A 15,040-nucleotide genomic window follows, 5' to 3' on the forward strand; every position below is an offset into this window, starting at 1 on the left:
TTCGGGCACGCGCATAAAAAAGAGAGGCCGGGATGTACATCTATCGCTTGGTCCTGCTTTTGGTCGTGGGGATCTATCTGTTTTCTCCCGCCATCATGGATTGGTGGATCGACGCTACGGGCGCCTGGTATCGCCCTTATCTGCTCTGGCTGATCCTGATTGTCGTGACCTTCATCCTGCAGAGCCAAAAAGATGCCGATGAGCTTTAGCCTGACCCAGATGATCCTGATCAGCGCTGCGTACCTGGCGGTGCTGTTCGGCGTTGCCTGGATCAGCGAACGGGGCATGATCCCGCGGGCGATCATTCGCCACCCACTGACCTACACCTTGTCGCTGGGGGTTTACGCCAGTGCGTGGGCGTTCTACGGCACGGTCGGCCTGGCCTATCAGTACGGCTACGGTTTTCTCTCCAGCTATCTCGGGGTGTCCGGCGCGTTTCTGCTGGCGCCGGTGTTGCTCTATCCGATCCTGAAAATCACCCGCACTTATCAACTGTCGTCGCTGGCGGATCTGTTTGCCTTCCGTTTTCGCAGCACCTGGGCCGGCGCACTGACGACGATATTCATGCTGATCGGCGTACTGCCGCTGCTGGCGTTGCAGATTCAGGCGGTGGCCGACTCCATCGGCATTCTCACCGGCGAGCCGATTCAGAGCCGCGTAGCGCTGGCGTTCTGTGCACTGATCATTCTGTTCACGATTTTCTTCGGCTCCCGGCATATCGCCACCCGCGAGAAGCACGAAGGGCTGGTGTTCGCGATTGCCTTCGAATCGGTGATCAAGCTGATCGCCCTCGGCGGTGTTGGCCTCTACGCGTTGTACGGCGTATTCGATGGCCCGCAACAGCTTGAGCTGTGGCTGCTGCAAAACCAGACCGCCCTCGCCGCGCTGCACACGCCATTGCAAGAAGGCCCGTGGCGCACACTGCTACTGGTGTTCTTCGCCTCGGCGATCGTGATGCCGCACATGTATCACATGACGTTCACCGAGAATCTCAACCCGCGCTCACTGGTCAGCGCGAGCTGGGGCTTGCCGTTGTTCCTGCTGTTGATGAGTCTGGCGGTGCCGCTGATCCTTTGGGCCGGCCTCAAGCTTGGCGCTACCACCGACCCGGAATACTTCACTCTCGGCATCGGCATAGCCGCCAACAGCAAACCGCTGGCATTACTCGCCTACGTCGGTGGGCTGTCAGCGGCCAGCGGACTGATCATCGTCACCACCCTGGCGCTGTCGGGCATGGCGCTCAACCACTTGGTGCTGCCGCTTTATCAGCCGCCCGCCGAAGGCAACATCTACCGCTGGCTGAAGTGGACCCGCCGCGCACTGATCGTCGCGATCATCATGGCCGGCTTCTGCTTCTACCTGATGCTCGGCGCCGGGCAGGACCTGGCCAACCTCGGCATCGTGGCCTTCGTCGCCACGTTGCAATTCTTGCCGGGCGTGTTGTCAGTGCTGTACTGGCCGACCGCCAACCGTCGCGGCTTCATTGCCGGTCTGCTGGCGGGGATTCTGGTCTGGGTGATCACCATGCTATTGCCGCTGGTCGGCAATCTGCAGGGTTTCTACATCCCGCTGCTGAACATGATTTACGTGCTGGATGACACCAGCTGGCACATGGCGGCCATCGCGTCGCTGGCGGCCAACGTCTTGATGTTCACGCTGATCTCGCTATTCACCAACGCCAGCCCGGAAGAGGCTTCCGCAGCCGAAGCCTGCGCAGTGGATAACGTCCGTCGCCCGCAACGCCGGGAACTGCACGCCGCTTCGCCGCAGGAATTCGCCACGCAGTTGGCCAAACCGCTGGGCGCCAAGGCTGCGCAGAAAGAAGTCGAGCAGGCGCTGCGCGACCTTTATCTGCCGTTCGACGAACGTCGCCCCTATGCCTTGCGCCGTCTGCGCGATCGTATCGAAGCTAACCTTTCCGGCCTGATGGGCCCGAGTGTGGCGCAGGACATGGTCGAAACCTTCCTGCCGTACAAGGCCGGCGGTGAAAACTACGTCACCGAAGACATTCACTTCATCGAAAGCCGCCTCGAGGATTACCACTCGCGCCTGACAGGTCTGGCCGCCGAACTCGATGCCCTGCGCCGCTACCACCGCCAGACCTTGCAGGAACTGCCGATGGGCGTCTGCTCGCTGGCCAAGGATCAAGAGATCCTGATGTGGAACAAGGCTATGGAAGAGCTGACCGGGATCGCTGCGCAACGGGTGGTCGGCTCGCGCCTGAGCACCATCGGCAATCCGTGGAAAGAATTGCTGCAAGGTTTCATCAATCTGCCTGACGAACACTTGCACAAACAGCACCTGGCCCTCGACGGACAGACTCGCTGGCTGAACCTGCACAAAGCAGCGATTGATGAACCGTTGGCGCCGGGCAACAGCGGTCTGGTACTGCTGGTGGAAGATTTGACCGAAACGCAGATGCTCGAAGACAAACTGGTGCATTCCGAGCGGCTGGCCAGCATCGGTCGTCTCGCGGCCGGCGTCGCCCACGAAATCGGCAACCCGATCACCGGCATCGCCTGTCTGGCGCAGAACCTGCGCGAAGAACGCGAAGACGACGGCGAGTTGACCGAGATCAGCGGACAGATTCTTGAACAGACCAAACGCGTGTCACGCATCGTTCAGTCACTGATGAGTTTTGCCCATGCCGGCAGCCATCAGCACAGCGACGAGCCCGTTTGTCTGGCGGAAGTGGCGCAGGACGCCATCGGTCTGCTGGCCTTGAACCGGCGCAATTTCGAAGTGCAGTTCTACAACCTGTGCGACCCGGATCACTGGGTCGAAGGCGACCCGCAGCGACTCGCCCAGGTTTTGATCAATCTGCTCTCCAACGCCCGCGACGCCTCGCCGCCGCACAGTGCGGTACGGGTCAAGAGCGAAGCCGGCGAACACACGGTCGATCTGATCGTCGAGGACGAAGGCAGCGGTATTCCGAAGAACATCATGGATAGATTGTTCGAACCTTTCTTCACCACCAAGGATCCTGGCGAAGGCACCGGTCTGGGCCTTGCACTGGTCTATTCCATCGTTGAAGAGCATTATGGACAAATCACCATCGACAGCCCGGCTGATGTACAAAGCCAACGCGGCACCCGTATCCGGGTGACCTTACCGCGTCATGTCGAAGCGACGTCCGCTGTGAACTGAGACCGTCGAGAGTATCGAATCAATGCCGCACATTTTGATCGTCGAAGACGAAACAATTATCCGCTCCGCCTTGCGCCGCCTGCTGGAACGCAATCAGTACCAGGTCAGCGAAGCCGGTTCAGTGCAGGAAGCACAAGAACGCTTCACCATTCCTACGTTCGATCTGATCGTCAGCGATCTGCGCTTGCCGGGCGCCCCGGGCACCGAGCTGATCAAGCTCGGCCAAGGGACGCCGGTGCTGATCATGACCAGCTACGCCAGCCTGCGTTCGGCGGTCGACTCGATGAAGATGGGCGCGGTGGACTACATCGCCAAGCCTTTCGACCATGACGAAATGCTTCAGGCCGTCGCGCGGATCCTGCGTGATCGCCAATCGGCACCGGCTGCCGGCGAAGTGGTTGCCAGCAAACCGACCAATGGCAGCGGCAAATCCGCCGTTGATAACAGTAACGGCGAAATCGGCATCATCGGCTCCTGCCCGCCGATGCAGGATCTGTACAGCAAGATCCGCAAGGTCGCGCCAACCGATTCCAATGTATTGATTCAGGGTGAGTCCGGCACCGGTAAAGAACTGGTGGCCCGCGCCCTGCACAACCTGTCGAAGCGCGCCAAGGCACCGATGATCTCGGTGAACTGCGCGGCCATTCCGGAAAGCCTGATCGAGTCCGAACTGTTCGGTCACGAGAAAGGTGCGTTCACCGGCGCTAGCGCCGGTCGAGCCGGTCTGGTCGAAGCGGCGGACGGTGGCACGCTGTTCCTCGATGAAATCGGCGAACTGCCGCTGGAGGCCCAGGCCCGTCTGCTGCGCGTATTGCAGGAAGGCGAAATTCGCCGCGTCGGTTCGGTGCAGTCGCAGAAGGTTGATGTACGCCTGATCGCGGCGACTCACCGGGATCTGAAGAGCCTGGCGAAAATCGGCCAGTTCCGTGAAGACCTTTATTACCGTCTGCACGTGATTGCGCTGAAATTGCCGGCCCTGCGCGAGCGCGGCGCCGACGTCAACGAGATCGCCAATGCCTTCCTTGCTCGTCAGAGCGCACGCATCAACCGTACCGACCTGAAGTTTGCTGCCGATGCCGAACAGGCGATTCGGCACTATTCCTGGCCGGGTAACGTGCGTGAGCTGGAAAACGCGGTCGAGCGCGCGGTGATCCTGAGCGAAAGCCCGGAAATCTCCGCCGACCTGCTGGGCATCGACATCGAGCTGAGCGATCTGGAAGATGACGAGTTCATCGGTCTGCCGCCGCAAACCGCCGGCAATGCCAGCAACAGCAGCCACGAGCCGACCGAAGACCTGTCGCTGGAAGACTACTTCCAGCACTTCGTCCTCGAACATCAGGACCACATGACCGAGACCGAACTGGCGCGCAAACTGGGCGTCAGCCGCAAATGCCTGTGGGAACGCCGTCAGCGTCTGGGCATTCCACGGCGCAAGACCGGGGTCGCCAGCGAGAGCTGAACGTTACCTGTCGAGTGTGCGGGTAACGCTTGAAGATGTGAAAAAACTGTTACCTCAGTCTTGTCACGTAACAAAAGCCGGGGTTATCGGTAACGAAACCTCGGTTTTTTTTCGCCCCTCGAAAACGGTTATATCGACCTAACCCCTTGTTTTATTGGGTTTCGCAAAAGTTGGCACGGCACCTGCTATATGTTTAGTACAAGAACAATAACAAGCAATGCACAAGACAATAAAAATAAGACGAATCGACTCACGCACAATAAAAACAAGACGGCGAGAGGCGCAGCTAACTGATTCTTTTGGAGAGGCGTTGTATTTGGGGCTTGCCCCACGACCAGGCCGAGAACAACAAAAACTGTCCTAAGACAGAGCCTGTACTGGTTGGATCGAGAGATCACTGCAATTCAGCGACCAAAGCAATCCGTTTGCTCTTGGCTCCCGATTGGGAGGGTCATGAAGCGAAAGCCTCATGACGAGGGCACTCAACAAAAACAAGAAGCCCGAATCAATAATAAAAAGAGCACGCAACTACTTCTTGGGGAGCTTCGGCTCCCCTTGTAGTTTCTCCTCCGCAGCAAAATCCCCCATTTTTATCACGCGCGATGCCTGTAGCCTGCGGCTTGCAGCTCAAATCGGCCGTGTCCTACACCATCCCCCGACTAAATGCTAGAATCTGCGCCCATCATGCGGTCATTCTTTGGTATGGCCGAACATTCCTTCAAACAGTGCATCCCATGCTGAAGAAGCTGTTCCAGTCATTCCGAACTCCCGTGCGTCGTACGCAACACATCCGCAGCACCCCTGAAGTGCTCAACAGCGGCCAACATTCGCTGCAGAAAACGCAATTCAGCCGCTACGCGGTGAATATCGTCGAACGCCTGCAAGGTGCCGGTTACCAGGCTTATCTGGTCGGCGGTTGCGTGCGTGACATGCTCCTGGGCATCACGCCCAAAGATTTCGACGTCGCCACCAGCGCCACCCCCGAGCAGGTCCGTGCCGAATTCCGCAATGCGCGGATCATCGGTCGCCGCTTCAAACTGGTGCACATCCATTTCGGTCGCGAAATCATCGAAGTCGCGACCTTCCGCGCCAATCACCCAGTCAACGAAGACGACGAAGACAGCAACCAGTCTTCGCGTAACGAGAGCGGGCGGATTCTGCGCGACAACGTTTACGGCACCCTGGAAGAAGACGCGCAACGCCGCGACTTCACCATCAACGCCTTGTATTACGATCCGGTCAGCGAGCGCATTCTCGACTACGCCAACGGCGTGCACGACATCCGCAATCATTTGATCCGCCTGATCGGCGATCCCAAGCAACGCTATCAGGAAGACCCGGTACGCATGCTGCGGGCCGTGCGTTTCGCTGCCAAGCTCAACTTCGGCATCGAAAAACACACCGTGCAGCCAATTCGCGAACTGGCGCCGATGCTGCGCGAGATCCCGTCAGCACGCCTGTTCGAAGAAGTGCTGAAACTGTTCCTCTCCGGACACGGCGCAATCACTTTCGAGATGCTGGTCGATCTGCAACTGTTCGCCCCGTTGTTCCCGGCCAGTGCCGACGCACTGGAACACAACCCGGAGTACACCCACACGCTGATCAGCGAAGCGCTGACCAACACCGACCTGCGCATCAAGCAGAACAAACCGGTGACCCCGGCGTTCCTGTTTGCCGCCTTGCTGTGGCCTGCCCTGCCGGCCCGGGTGTTGCGTCTGCAAGAACGTGGCATGCCGCCGATTCCGGCCATGCAGGAAGCAGCGCACGAACTGATCGCCGAACAGTGCCAGCGCATCGCGATTCCAAAACGCTTCACCATGCCGATCCGCGAAATCTGGGACATGCAGGAACGCCTGCCACGCCGCAGCGGCAAACGCGCCGACCTGTTGCTGGACAATCCGCGTTTCCGCGCCGGTTACGACTTCCTGCTGTTGCGTGAAAGCGCCGGCGAGCAGACCGATGGTCTGGGCGAATGGTGGACGGATTATCAGGACGGCAACGACAGCGAACGCCGCGACATGATCCGCGACCTCAGCGGCAAAGGTGATGATGCCAGTGGCGCGCCACGCAAGCGTCGACGCAGCAGCGGTTCCAAGCGCAAACGCGCCGGTGCACCGAGCGCTACGGGCGAGTAAGGCATGGAACGCATCTACATCGGCATGGGCAGCAACCTCGCTGACCCGGCCGAACAATTGCGCAGCGCCGTCGAGGCGCTGGGACAATTGCCGCAGACCACCCTTGCCGGCGTTTCCGCCTTTTATCAAAGCGACTCGTTGCTGCCGGGCCAGCCGCGTTATACCAACGCCGTTGCAGCGCTCGACAGCGATCTTGCGCCGCTGGATCTGCTCGATGCCTTGCAAGCCATCGAGAATGATCAAGGCCGCGAGCGCCTGGAGCGCTGGGGCCCGCGCACACTGGATCTGGACATTCTGCTGTTCGGTGATCGATTGATCGATGAGCCGCGACTGAAAGTCCCGCACTATCAGATTCAGGAACGCGCCTTCGTGCTCTATCCCCTTGCCGAACTGGCGCCGCAAGATCTGCGTCTTGCCGATGGCCGGACCCTCACCGATCTGCTGGCAGCCTGCCCGTTCGTCGGCCTCGAACGCCTCCCCCACCCCTGACACCCATTTCCCTTGGGTGCAGGATTTTGTGGCGAGGGGATTTATCCCCGATCGGCTGCGTAGCAATCGCAAAACCGGCAAATGCGGTCTGACTGATTAATGCGCACTACCATTTTGGGGCCGCTTCGCAGCCCTTCGGGGATAAATCCCCTCACCACAAAAGCGGTGTTCCATGTCCAGGATTTTGTCGGACAAAAAGCCTTGAATCAGGCCCGCCGCGCCGCTGAATCGCATCAGTAACGCCGGTAACACTCCCTGCGTAACAATGCGGTAACACACGCAATTGACTTCCTGTTGGCTCATCACGACTATAGGCGTCCCGCTGCCGCCAACCCGGCACATACGGGCGCAATCCAGGCCTTATAAGCACGACAAAAGAGCGTGCGCCTGAATAGATGACGAATCACGCGCGTTACTCGCAGTAGTTTCCAAAGCGCCTGAACGAGGATTTTTTACATGCCAGCCATCACCCTGACCACGCTCCAGAGCCTCAAGCAGAAAGGTGAAAAGATCACCATGCTGACCTGCTATGACGCGACCTTCGCCCACGCCTGCAACGAGGCCGGTGTCGAAGTGCTGCTGGTGGGCGACTCCCTCGGCATGGTCCTGCAAGGTCACGACAGTACTTTGCCGGTGACCACCGCAGAAACGGCCTACCACGTCGCCTGCGTCAAACGTGGCAACAGCGACGCCCTGATCCTCGCCGATCTGCCGTTCATGGCCAATGCCACCCTTGAACAAACCATGACCAACAGCGCCATGCTGATGCAGGCCGGCGCGCACATGATCAAGGTTGAAGGCGCGTTGTGGCTGGCCGAGTCGATCCGTCTGCTCGCCGAACGCGGTATCCCGGTCTGCGCGCACATGGGCCTGACCCCGCAAGCAGTGAACATTCTCGGTGGCTATAAAGTGCAGGGCCGCAACGAAAACCAGGCGCGGCAGATGCGTGCTGACGCGATTTCGCTGGAGCAGGCTGGCGCGGCAATGCTGCTGCTCGAATGCGTGCCGAGTGAACTGGCCGCTGAAATCAGTCAGGCCGTGAAAATCCCGGTCATCGGTATCGGCGCCGGCAACGCCACCGACGGTCAAGTCCTGGTACTGCACGACATGCTCGGCCTGTCGATCACCGGCCGCGTGCCGAAGTTCGTGAAGAACTTCATGAATGGCCAGGACAGCATCCAGTCCGCGCTTAAGGCATACGTCAGCGAAGTCAAAGCCACCACGTTCCCAGGCATCGAACACGGATTCTCTGCATGAACACCGTCAAAACCGTACGCGAACTGCGCGCCGCCGTAGCCCGCGCCCGTAGCGAAGGCAAGCGCATCGGCTTCGTGCCGACCATGGGCAACCTGCACAGCGGCCATGTCGCGCTGATCACCAAAGCCTCGCAACGCGTGGACTTCGTGGTGGCGAGCATTTTCGTCAACCCGCTGCAATTCGGTGCCGGCGAAGACCTCGACAAATACCCGCGCACCCTTGCAGCGGATCAGGAAAAACTGCTGGAAGCCGGTTGCGACCTGTTGTTCGCGCCGACAGTTGAAGAGATGTATCCCGACGGCATGACCGGGCAGACCCGGGTCAGCGTGCCGCAACTCTCCGAAGGTCTGTGCGGCGCCAGTCGTCCGGGACACTTTGAAGGTGTTGCGACGGTGGTCAGCAAACTGTTCAACATGGTCCAGCCGGATCTGGCGATTTTCGGCCAGAAGGACTTCCAGCAACTGGCCGTGATCCGCGCGCTGGTGCATGACCTGAACATGCCGATCCAGATCATCGGCGAGCCGACCGTGCGTGCCGCCGATGGCCTCGCGCTATCGTCGCGTAACGGCTTTCTCAGCGAAGAGCAACGTGCCGTGGCCCCGGTGGTTTACCGCAGCCTGAACGCGATTGCCGAGTCGATCAAACACGGTGAACGTGATTTCCCGGCGTTGATCAACGCACAGTTGCAAGCGCTGGAAGCCGCGGGCCTGCGTCCGGACTATCTGGAAATTCGCCATGCGCTGACCTTGCGGCCGGCGGTGGCTGAAGATCGTGATCTGGTGATTCTGGTGGCAGCGTTCCTGGGCACCACGCGGTTGATCGATAACCTGCACCTGAATCTCGATAGCGCTGTCTAAAAAACACCGCAATACCCCCTGTAGGAGTGAGCCTGCTCGCGATGAGGGCCTGACTTTCGACATCGACGTTGAATGACAGTCCGCTATCGCGAGCGGACTCACTCCTACAGTGCTTTTCAGCGTCCTGAAAATTGCATTTCAAGCCATATTGCCGCCCTCAAAGCCTTCGGGCACACTGCCCGCCGTTCGATTCCAACCCGGGAAACCCTCATGCACGCCATCATGCTCAAGGCCAAACTGCACCGCGCCGAAGTCACTCACGCCGTGCTCGATTACGAAGGTTCGTGCGCCATTGATGGGGAGTGGCTGGACTTGTCCGGCATCCGTGAGTACGAGCAGATCCAGATTTATAACGTCGACAATGGCGAGCGCTTCACCACTTACGCCATCCGTGGCGAAGAAGGTTCACGCATGATCTCGGTCAATGGTGCCGCCGCGCATAAGGCCAAGGTCGGCGACCGGGTGATCATTTGCGCTTACGCCCATTACAGCGAAGCGGAACTGCTGAATTTCAAGCCGCGCATGCTCTACATGGCACCTGGAAATGAGCTGAGCCATACCAGCAACGCCATCCCGGTTCAGGTCGCCTGAGCCGCTGAGCATCCAGCTCACCTTCCGTTGGTCGGCCCGTTCCCGGTATCAATGTTAAAAAAGTACAGGGAACGGGTCAGACAAAGTCAAGACAGAACGCAGCGCGAGGTTTACTGTATTCACCCTGTGTCCAGAAACCGAGGCGACACAGTTGGCCCATGCCCAATCATGGCGTGCTGGTCTGTACCGTGTTCAAAAGGCCGTTCAAGTAAAAAGGAAAACCGCAGCGATGGCGTACTACCGCACTCCTCACGACGTTACCGCTCTGCCTGCCTGGCAAGCGTTGAAAGATCACCGCCAAGCCATGCAGGATTTCAGCATGCGCGAAGCCTTCAACGCCGATCCGCAGCGCTTCAATCAGTTCACCCTCAGCAGCTGCGGGCTGTTTCTCGATTATTCGAAGAATTTGATCAACGCCGAGACCCGCAATCTGCTGGTGGGTCTGGCTAACGAAGTCGATTTGAAAGGCGCGATCAAAGCGCTGTTCGACGGCGAAATCGTCAACGCCTCCGAAGGTCGCCCGGCGCTGCACACCGCCCTGCGCCGCCCGGTCGGCGACAAGCTGTCGGTCAACGGCGTCAACGTGATGCCGGAAGTGCATAAAGTGTTGAACCAGATCACCGATCTGGTCGGCCGCATCCACGACGGTCTGTGGCGTGGTTACACCGAGAAGCCGATCACTGACGTGGTCAACATCGGCATCGGTGGCTCGTTCCTCGGCCCTGAGCTGGTGTCCGAAGCACTGCTGTCGTACGCGCAGAAAGGCGTGCGTTGCCACTATCTGGCGAACATCGACGGCAGCGAGTTCCACGAGCTGACGCAAAAACTGCGCGCCGAAACCACGCTGTTCATCGTTTCGTCGAAGTCGTTCAATACCCTCGAAACCCTGAAGAACGCTCAAGCCGCACGCGCCTGGTACTTGGCTCAGGGCGGCTCGGAAGCCGAGCTGTATCGTCACTTCATTGCCGTGTCGAGTAACAATGCGGCAGCCATCGCCTTCGGTATTCGCGAAGAAAACATCTTCCCGATGTGGGACTGGGTCGGCGGGCGTTACTCGCTGTGGTCGGCCATCGGTTTGCCGATTGCTCTGGCCATCGGCATGTCCAACTTCAAGGAACTGCTGTCCGGTGCCTACACCATGGACCAGCATTTCCAGACCGCGCCGTTCGAACAGAACATGCCAGTGCTGCTGGCGCTGCTCGGTGTCTGGTACGGCAATTTCTGGGGTGCGCAAAGCCACGCGATCCTGCCGTACGACCACTACCTGCGCAACATCACCAAGCACTTGCAGCAGCTGGACATGGAATCCAACGGCAAGAGCGTGCGTCAGGACGGCACCTCGGTGTCGACCGATACCGGTCCGGTGATCTGGGGCGGTGTCGGCTGCAATGGTCAGCACGCTTACCACCAGTTGCTGCACCAAGGCACCCAACTGATCCCGGCCGACTTCATTGTGCCGATCGTCAGCTTCAACCCGGTGTCCGACCACCATCAGTGGTTGTACGCCAACTGCCTGTCGCAGAGTCAGGCGCTGATGCTCGGCAAGACCCTGCCGGAAGCCGAGCAGGAACTGCGCGACAAAGGCATGAGCGAAGAGCAGGTGCACAAACTCGCACCGCACAAGGTGATCCCGGGCAACCGTCCGAGCAACACCCTTGTGGTTGAGCGCATCAGCCCACGCCGTCTTGGCGCGCTGGTGGCCATGTATGAACACAAAGTGTTCGTGCAAAGCGTGGTCTGGGGCATCAATGCCTTCGACCAATGGGGCGTGGAGTTGGGCAAAGAGCTGGGCAAAGGCGTTTACAACCGTCTGGTCGGCAGCGATGAAACCACTGCTGATGATCCGTCCACCCAAGGCCTGATCAACTACTTCCGCGGTCGTCACCGCGGGTAATTGGATGTCTCTGCCCACAGGATTTGGCCCAACCCAAATCCTGTGGGCAATCAAAATCCCTTGTAGGAGTGAGCCTGCTCGCGATCGCGGTGTATCAGTCAGCATTGATGTTGAATGACACACCGCTATCGCGAGCAGGCTCACTCCTACAGTTGTTTTGGGGTGCATTCAAAATCAGCTTCAGTCATCGGATTCCGAATCCGGCTTGAACCTGTCGACCGCTCGGCGCATCTTTATTCTTCGCACAACAAGAATAAGGAACCGTCATGTTCGATATCAGCACGTTCCCCAAAGCCGATGCCGTCCGCCGGGCTGCTCAGTTGAGTCAGGACGACTACCGACGCCTGTACCGCGAATCCATTGAACACCCCAGCACTTTCTGGGCCGAACAGGCCACGCGCTTCCTCGACTGGAGCACGCCATGGCAGACCGTCCAGCGCTACGACCTGAAAACCGGTGAAGCGGTCTGGTTTGCCGGCGGCCAGCTCAACGTCAGTTACAACTGCATCGACCGCCACCTCGAACAACGCGGCGATCAGACCGCCCTGCTCTGGGAGGGCGATGACCCGGCCGAATCGGCGCAAATCACCTACCGAAAACTCCACCATCACGTCTGCCGACTGGCCAACGTGCTGAAAAGCCGTGGCGTGAAGAAAGGCGACCGGGTGTGCATCTACATGCCGATGATCCCCGAGGCCGCTTACGCCATGCTCGCCTGCGCGCGGATCGGCGCGATCCATTCGGTGGTGTTCGGTGGTTTCTCCCCGGATTCACTGCGTGACCGCATCCTCGATGCCGACTGCCGCACCGTGATCACCGCCGACGAAGGCGTGCGCGGCGGCAAGTTCGTACCGCTGAAAAGCAATGTCGACAAAGCCCTGCAAAGTTGCCCGGACGTCAGCACCGTAGTGGTGGTCGAGCGCACTCAGGGCAAGGTCGACTGGGTCGAAGGCCGCAACCTCTGGTATCACCAGGCCGTGCGCGATGTCAGTGATGATTGCCCGCCAGAGCCGATGGACGCCGAAGATCCGCTGTTCATCCTCTACACCTCCGGCAGCACCGGCAAACCCAAAGGGGTTTTGCACACCACCGGCGGCTACCTGCTGCAAGCAGCGATGACCTTCAAATACGTGCTCGATTACCGCGACGGCGAAGTGTTCTGGTGTACCGCCGATGTCGGCTGGGTCACCGGCCACAGCTACATCGTCTATGGCCCGCTGGCCAATGGCGCGACCACATTGATGTTCGAAGGCGTGCCGAGCTATCCGAGCAGCTCGCGATTCTGGCAGGTGATCGACAAACACAAGGTCAACATTTTCTACACCGCCCCCACCGCCTTGCGCGCGCTGATGCGCGAAGGTGCCGAACCGTTGAAGGAAACGTCGCGCGCCAGCCTCAGATTACTCGGCAGCGTCGGTGAGCCGATCAACCCGGAAGCGTGGGAATGGTATTTCAACGTGGTCGGCGAACAGCGCTGCCCCATCGTCGATACCTGGTGGCAGACCGAGACCGGCGGCATCATGCTCAGCCCGCTGGTCAGCGCACAAAGGATCAAACCGGGTTGCGCCACCCAACCGATGTTTGGCGTGCAGCCTGTGCTGCTTGATGAACACGGCAAGGAAATCAAAGGTGCCGGCAGCGGCGTGCTAGCGATCAAATCCAGCTGGCCGGCACAGATTCGCAGTGTGTACGGCGACCCGCAACGAATGGTCGACACCTATTTCAAACCTTATCCCGGCTACTACTTCACCGGTGATGGCGCGCGGCGCGATGAGGACGGCGATTACTGGATCACCGGGCGTATCGACGACGTGATCAACGTTTCCGGGCATCGCATCGGCACGGCCGAGGTGGAAAGCGCGCTGGTGCTGCACGACAGCATCGCCGAAGCCGCCGTGGTCGGTTATCCACACGACGTCAAAGGCCAGGGCATCTACGCCTTTGTCACACCAATGAACGGTGCCGAACCGAATGACGAATTGAAGAAAGAATTGCTCGCCCACGTCAGCAAGGAAATCGGCAGCTTCGCCAAACCGGACCTGATCCAGTGGGCCCCGGCCTTGCCGAAAACCCGTTCAGGCAAGATCATGCGCCGCATCTTGCGCAAGATTGCCTGCAATGAGCTCGACAGCCTTGGCGATACCTCGACCCTGGCCGATCCGAGCGTGGTGCAGGGCCTGATCGACACGCGCCTCAATCAGTAACATCCGGGTGCGGACAAACAGCCGCGCCCGCCCCTCATTAATGAGTGCCATGGAATTTATCCGCAGCCGTATCGAAAACCAGCTCATGAGCCTGACCGGTCTGTCCCTCGGTCAGCTCGACCTGGAAAACCCCAAGGGCGATCCCGGCCTGTTCGGCCCTGACTCGATCAGTTGGCAGGTGCACGGCGATTTCAGCAGCATGCTGATCGGAGGCATCAGCGCATTGTTGCTGCAAGCCCTGCATCCGCTGGCGCTCGCCGGGGTCTGGGACCATTCGAATTTTCGTCAGGACATGCTCGGGCGCCTGCGCCGTACCAGCCAGTTTGTTTCCGGCACCACGTTCGGCTCGCGCCGCGACGCCGACTGGCTGATCGAGAAGGTTCGCACCATTCACCTGCAAGTGGTCGGCACCGCGCCCGATGGTCGGCCCTACGCGGCCAGCGAGCCGGATCTGCTGACGTGGGTGCATGTGGCGGAAGTCAGCAACTTCCTTGCCGCGCATTTGCGTTATCGCAATCCGCAGTTGTCAGGGGCGGACCAGGATCGGTACTACGCGGAAATCGCCTTGGTCGCCGAGCGTCTGGGCGCACGCGATGTGCCGAAGTCTCGGCTAGCCGTGGCGGATTATCTGCAACGCATGCGCCCGCAGTTGCTGTGCGATGAACGCAGCCGGGAAGTCCTGCGCTTGTTGCTCGACGCGCCGGCACCGAGCGTTCTGGCGCGACCGTTTGGCGATTTGATGATGAAGGCTGGCATTGATCTGCTGCCGGACTGGGCCAGCGACATGCTCGAGGTCCGCCAGAGTTCGCTGCAACGCCAACTGATCCGCGCCAGCGTCAAACGCAGCGCGCCGATGCTGCGTTGGGCGATGCGCAATGGTTCGGTGCAGCGGGCCAAACGCCGAATGGGCTTGATCACCTGAAAGCATCGCGAGCAGGCTCACTCCTACAGGAGATTCGTATGCAACATATATCCCTTGCAGGAGTGAGCCTGCTCGCGATGGTAGC

The 15,040-nt window shown here is 59.7% G+C and carries 11 protein-coding genes; all 11 read left to right on the top strand.

Annotated elements, in window-relative coordinates:
• The first annotated feature begins 32 nt into the window (after nt 1–32).
• Entirely contained in the window at nt 33–209 is a 177-nt protein-coding gene (locus AC3WMT_RS28035) for a hypothetical protein (protein WP_003176118.1), read from the top strand.
• Entirely contained in the window at nt 193–3,147 is a 2,955-nt protein-coding gene (locus tag AC3WMT_RS28040; protein ID WP_177431457.1) for a sensor histidine kinase, read from the top strand. Before AC3WMT_RS28035 ends, AC3WMT_RS28040 begins: the two co-directional genes overlap by 17 nt.
• A gap of 22 nt (nt 3,148–3,169) precedes the next feature.
• Nucleotides 3,170–4,606: a sigma-54-dependent transcriptional regulator gene (locus tag AC3WMT_RS28045; RefSeq protein ID WP_103306552.1), complete on the top strand. Its 1,437-nt coding sequence runs from the start codon at nt 3,170–3,172 to the stop codon at nt 4,604–4,606.
• 734 nt (nt 4,607–5,340) lie between these two features.
• Nucleotides 5,341–6,741, top strand: coding sequence for a polynucleotide adenylyltransferase PcnB (locus AC3WMT_RS28050; RefSeq protein ID WP_103306550.1), 1,401 nt, complete (start codon nt 5,341–5,343; stop codon nt 6,739–6,741).
• A 3-nt stretch (nt 6,742–6,744) separates the two neighbouring features.
• Nucleotides 6,745–7,230 carry a 2-amino-4-hydroxy-6-hydroxymethyldihydropteridine diphosphokinase gene (gene folK, locus AC3WMT_RS28055; protein WP_103306549.1) on the top strand — a complete coding sequence of 162 codons (486 nt, stop codon included), beginning with the start codon at nt 6,745–6,747 and terminating at the stop codon, nt 7,228–7,230.
• Between the two features lie 456 nt (nt 7,231–7,686).
• Complete coding sequence (panB, locus tag AC3WMT_RS28060) at nt 7,687–8,487, top strand: 3-methyl-2-oxobutanoate hydroxymethyltransferase (protein ID WP_103306547.1); 801 nt, start codon at nt 7,687–7,689, stop codon at nt 8,485–8,487.
• A complete protein-coding gene (gene panC / locus AC3WMT_RS28065; protein WP_103306546.1) occupies nt 8,484–9,344 on the top strand; it encodes a pantoate--beta-alanine ligase in 861 nt (286 codons plus the stop codon). Before panB ends, panC begins: the two co-directional genes overlap by 4 nt.
• 210 nt (nt 9,345–9,554) lie before the next feature.
• Entirely contained in the window at nt 9,555–9,935 is a 381-nt protein-coding gene (gene panD, locus AC3WMT_RS28070) for an aspartate 1-decarboxylase (RefSeq protein WP_003228271.1), read from the top strand.
• Nucleotides 9,936–10,164: 229 nt separating this feature from the next.
• Nucleotides 10,165–11,829 carry a glucose-6-phosphate isomerase gene (gene pgi / locus AC3WMT_RS28075; RefSeq protein WP_103306545.1) on the top strand — a complete coding sequence of 555 codons (1,665 nt, stop codon included), beginning with the start codon at nt 10,165–10,167 and terminating at the stop codon, nt 11,827–11,829.
• Nucleotides 11,830–12,095: 266 nt separating this feature from the next.
• Nucleotides 12,096–14,033: an acetate--CoA ligase gene (gene acs, locus AC3WMT_RS28080; protein ID WP_103306543.1), complete on the top strand. Its 1,938-nt coding sequence runs from the start codon at nt 12,096–12,098 to the stop codon at nt 14,031–14,033.
• Nucleotides 14,034–14,082: 49 nt separating this feature from the next.
• Nucleotides 14,083–14,955: an oxygenase MpaB family protein gene (locus AC3WMT_RS28085; protein WP_103306542.1), complete on the top strand. Its 873-nt coding sequence runs from the start codon at nt 14,083–14,085 to the stop codon at nt 14,953–14,955.
• Nucleotides 14,956–15,040: the final 85 nt, after the last annotated feature.

The organism is Pseudomonas sp. FW305-7, assembly GCF_058786735.1.

What these genes read in the sequence shown, in the direction of transcription:
- AC3WMT_RS28035 (WP_003176118.1), top strand. Translation starts at nt 33, where the DNA reads ATGTACATCTATCGCTTGGTCCTGCTTTTGGTCGTGGGGATCTATCTG.
- AC3WMT_RS28040 (WP_177431457.1), top strand. Translation starts at nt 193, where the DNA reads ATGCCGATGAGCTTTAGCCTGACCCAGATGATCCTGATCAGCGCTGCG.
- AC3WMT_RS28045 (WP_103306552.1), top strand. Translation starts at nt 3,170, where the DNA reads ATGCCGCACATTTTGATCGTCGAAGACGAAACAATTATCCGCTCCGCC.
- AC3WMT_RS28050 (WP_103306550.1), top strand. Translation starts at nt 5,341, where the DNA reads ATGCTGAAGAAGCTGTTCCAGTCATTCCGAACTCCCGTGCGTCGTACG.
- folK (WP_103306549.1), top strand. Translation starts at nt 6,745, where the DNA reads ATGGAACGCATCTACATCGGCATGGGCAGCAACCTCGCTGACCCGGCC.
- panB (WP_103306547.1), top strand. Translation starts at nt 7,687, where the DNA reads ATGCCAGCCATCACCCTGACCACGCTCCAGAGCCTCAAGCAGAAAGGT.
- panC (WP_103306546.1), top strand. Translation starts at nt 8,484, where the DNA reads ATGAACACCGTCAAAACCGTACGCGAACTGCGCGCCGCCGTAGCCCGC.
- panD (WP_003228271.1), top strand. Translation starts at nt 9,555, where the DNA reads ATGCACGCCATCATGCTCAAGGCCAAACTGCACCGCGCCGAAGTCACT.
- pgi (WP_103306545.1), top strand. Translation starts at nt 10,165, where the DNA reads ATGGCGTACTACCGCACTCCTCACGACGTTACCGCTCTGCCTGCCTGG.
- acs (WP_103306543.1), top strand. Translation starts at nt 12,096, where the DNA reads ATGTTCGATATCAGCACGTTCCCCAAAGCCGATGCCGTCCGCCGGGCT.
- AC3WMT_RS28085 (WP_103306542.1), top strand. Translation starts at nt 14,083, where the DNA reads ATGGAATTTATCCGCAGCCGTATCGAAAACCAGCTCATGAGCCTGACC.